This is a genomic window from Kosmotoga sp., assembly GCF_982836095.1.
Window position 1 is genome coordinate 1 of the sequence record NZ_CEYIHJ010000187.1, and the last position, 2,899, is coordinate 2,899.

At 40.1% G+C, this 2,899-nt stretch carries 4 protein-coding genes; 3 read left to right on the forward strand and 1 reads right to left on the reverse strand.

Features of this window, described 5'->3' with window-relative positions; translation table 11 throughout:
• The first annotated feature begins 44 nt into the window (after nt 1-44).
• Genes ybeY through ispD form a run of 3 tightly spaced genes read left to right on the forward strand, consistent with a single transcriptional unit; the run spans nt 45 to nt 2,402 of the window.
• On the forward strand, nt 45-473 hold the full coding sequence (ybeY, locus tag AC3LHT_RS09790; RefSeq protein ID WP_290667343.1) for an rRNA maturation RNase YbeY: 429 nt from the start codon (nt 45-47) through the stop codon (nt 471-473).
• 1 nt (nt 474) lies between these two features.
• Nucleotides 475-1,716, forward strand: coding sequence for a DUF1015 domain-containing protein (locus tag AC3LHT_RS09795; RefSeq protein ID WP_488662757.1), 1,242 nt, complete (start codon nt 475-477; stop codon nt 1,714-1,716).
• A complete protein-coding gene (gene ispD, locus AC3LHT_RS09800; protein WP_488662758.1) occupies nt 1,713-2,402 on the forward strand; it encodes a 2-C-methyl-D-erythritol 4-phosphate cytidylyltransferase in 690 nt (229 codons plus the stop codon). Before AC3LHT_RS09795 ends, ispD begins: the two co-directional genes overlap by 4 nt.
• On the opposite strand, the gene AC3LHT_RS09805 is transcribed toward ispD, so the two are convergent.
• A partial coding sequence (locus tag AC3LHT_RS09805) for an HAD-IA family hydrolase (protein ID WP_488662759.1) occupies nt 2,383-2,899 on the reverse strand: 517 nt, incomplete at its 5' end. The genes ispD and AC3LHT_RS09805 overlap by 20 nt on opposite strands.

Sequence of the window (2,899 nt, forward strand, 5' to 3'; positions counted from 1 at the left end):
AGTGCTTTTGGTGGAGGCGGAGGTGGAAAAGGTGGTGATTTCTGATGAAAATCGTAATAGAAAACCGAACAGCAAAGATAATCGATCTTGAAAAGCTTGAGAATTTGATAAAAAATGTAGTTGTCAATGAATTAGGGAAAGAACCTGATTCCGAACTGGATATTATGCTCACTAACGATGCCGAAATTGCGAGCTTGAACGCAAAATATAGAAAAAAGGAAGGTCCTACCGATGTCCTTTCCTTTGAGTATGGGCTTGATGAGGATGTTATTGGGGATATTATGGTTTCTCTGGAGACCATTGAACAGCAGGCAAAAAGCTACGGAAACAGTTTTGAAGAAGAACTAAGTTTGATGTTGATTCATGGTTTACTGCACATTTTGGGTTATGACCACGAGGCTGATGATGAAGAAGCAAAGGTGATGTTTCAGCGTCAGCAAAAATACTTTGATAAATTCGTTAAGGAGGGATAAAGTGTCAGTAGTTAGACCTTTCAAAGCGGTAAGACCAAAACCCGAATTGGTAGAGAAAGTAAGTTGTCCTCCCTACGATGTTGTGAGTTATGATGAAGCGAAGGAATATGGCAGAACACCTGAAAGCTTCATGCACGTTATTAGGGCGGAAATAGATCTTCCATCTGATGTTCCGCACTATGGTGAACCCGTCTATGAAAAGGCACGAGAAAATCTGGTGAAAATGATGGAATCTGGGATTCTCGTCATGGAAGAAAAACCTGCGTATTATATTTACTGGCAGAGAATGGGAGAGCACACTCAAACAGGTGTAGTGGGTTGTGCTTCAGTGGATGAGTATCAATCAGGAGCTATAAAGAAACATGAACTTACCAGGCAGGACAAAGAAGATGACAGAGCAAGACACGTGTACACTGTTGGCGCAAACACGGGACCTGTTTTTCTCACTTTCAGGGCTGAAAAGGATTTTGATAACCTCCTCAAGGAATTAACGACAAAATTAAACCCTCTTTATGATTTTACGGATGAAAAAGGTGTTCAGCATAAAGTATTTCCTGTCTATGAACAAGAGAATATAGAGAAAATCAAAAGGGCATTTGATAGAATTCCTGCACTTTACATAGCCGATGGACATCATAGAGCTGCATCGGCTTCAAGGGTAAGAGAACTAATGAAATCAAAAAATCCCAATCACACCGGGGAAGAAGAATATAACTATTTCCTCTCAGTAATCTTTCCACATTCTCATTTGCAGGTCTTGGATTACAATAGGGTTGTTAAGGATCTCAACGGTCTTGCAGAAGGTGAATTCTTTGAAAAGCTGAAAGAGGCTTTCGAGATAGAACTTGCTCCAGCCTCTCCTTATAAACCCTCTCAGAAACATGAATTTGGTATGTATCTGTCAGGCAAGTGGTATGTACTGCACGCCAAAGAAGGTAGTTTCAATGTTTCTGACCCAGTAGCAAGTTTAGATGTTGCCATACTCCAGGAAAACCTTCTTAAGCCCATTCTTGGAATTGAGAATCCGAGAAAGGATCCGAGGATAGATTTTGTGGGTGGTATAAGAGGACTGAAAACTCTTGAAGATAGAGTAAACAACGGATGGGCAGTGGCATTTGCCATGTATCCCACTTCTCTTGAAGACCTCATGGAAGTGGCTGACAATGGAATGGTTATGCCACCAAAATCTACGTGGTTTGAACCTAAATTGAGAAGCGGGCTTTTTGTCCATTTAATAAAATGAAAACCGCTGTGCTGATTGTTGCTGGAGGAGAAGGGAAGCGTTTTGGCTCCCCTCTCCCTAAGCAATTTGTGAAACTCTCAGGAAAAGAAATTTTTATAAGGTCTGTGGAGCTCTTTTTTTACTCCCCATTTGTTGATCGGGTGGTGCTTATATTGCACCCAGCTTGGATTGAAAAAGGAATTGCGCTCCTGAAAAGCTATGGGTTAAATGGGGTAAAAGTGGTTCCAGGAGGAAAGAGCAGGCAGCAATCAGTGTTCAACGGTTTAAATACATTACGACTATTCAATCCTCAAAGGGTAATGATTCACGATGCAGCACGTCCCCTTTTTAACGCAAAACAGATTGAAGAGATATTGAAGCTCGTTGAGCCTAAGAAGGGGGTTGTTATCGCCGAAAAAGTTACCGATACTATTTACCAAGTGGAAGAGAACCATCTTTCCCGCACACTTGACAGAACAAAATTATGGAAAGCTCAAACTCCACAGTGTTTCTTCTTCCAGGAAATTCTTGAGGCGCACAAACTCGCTTTGAAGGATCATTTTGAAGAAGCAACAGATGATGCTACTCTCTACGCAAAATACGTTGGTGAGGTATTTCTTTTAAGTCCCCTTTCACTAAATTTAAAAATAACCACACAGAATGATCTTCAAATCGCCGAATTATACCTTAAAGAGCTTGGTCGATGATTTCTTTAAGAATTTTTTCAATATCTGCGCCATCGTTGAAATGAATTGCTTTTATACCAAGTTCCCTTGCTGAAAGAACATTTGCCTTTGTGTCATCGATAAAAGCAGTTTCTGCAGGGCTGGCTCCTTCAGCCTTCAGGATTGTAATGTAAAACGCCTGATCTGGTTTAGAGTAACCAATGATATTTGAGGCGTATATTCTGTCAAAGACCTCAAGGTCTTCACGATTTTGCATTATTTTATAGTGCGGTTCAATAGTATTTGTACCTGCTACTACTCTATATTTCGTTTTTAGCTTTTGAATTAAATCATAGGTTTCCTTTTTCAAAGAAGGTTTGAAGTACTTTCCCCATAGTTCTTCCGTGACCCTTATACCAGAAACATCTTGAAATCTTTTCCAGAATTCGACAGCGGATATCTTTCCACAACTCAATTCGTTTAAACCAGATAACTTCGCATACTTTATGAATTGTTCTTTGCTTATGCCCAATTCTTTA

Coding starts and splice junctions, on each gene's coding strand:
- ybeY (WP_290667343.1), top strand. CDS start 45: ATGAAAATCGTAATAGAAAACCGAACAGCAAAGATAATCGATCTTGAA.
- ispD (WP_488662758.1), top strand. CDS start 1,713: ATGAAAACCGCTGTGCTGATTGTTGCTGGAGGAGAAGGGAAGCGTTTT.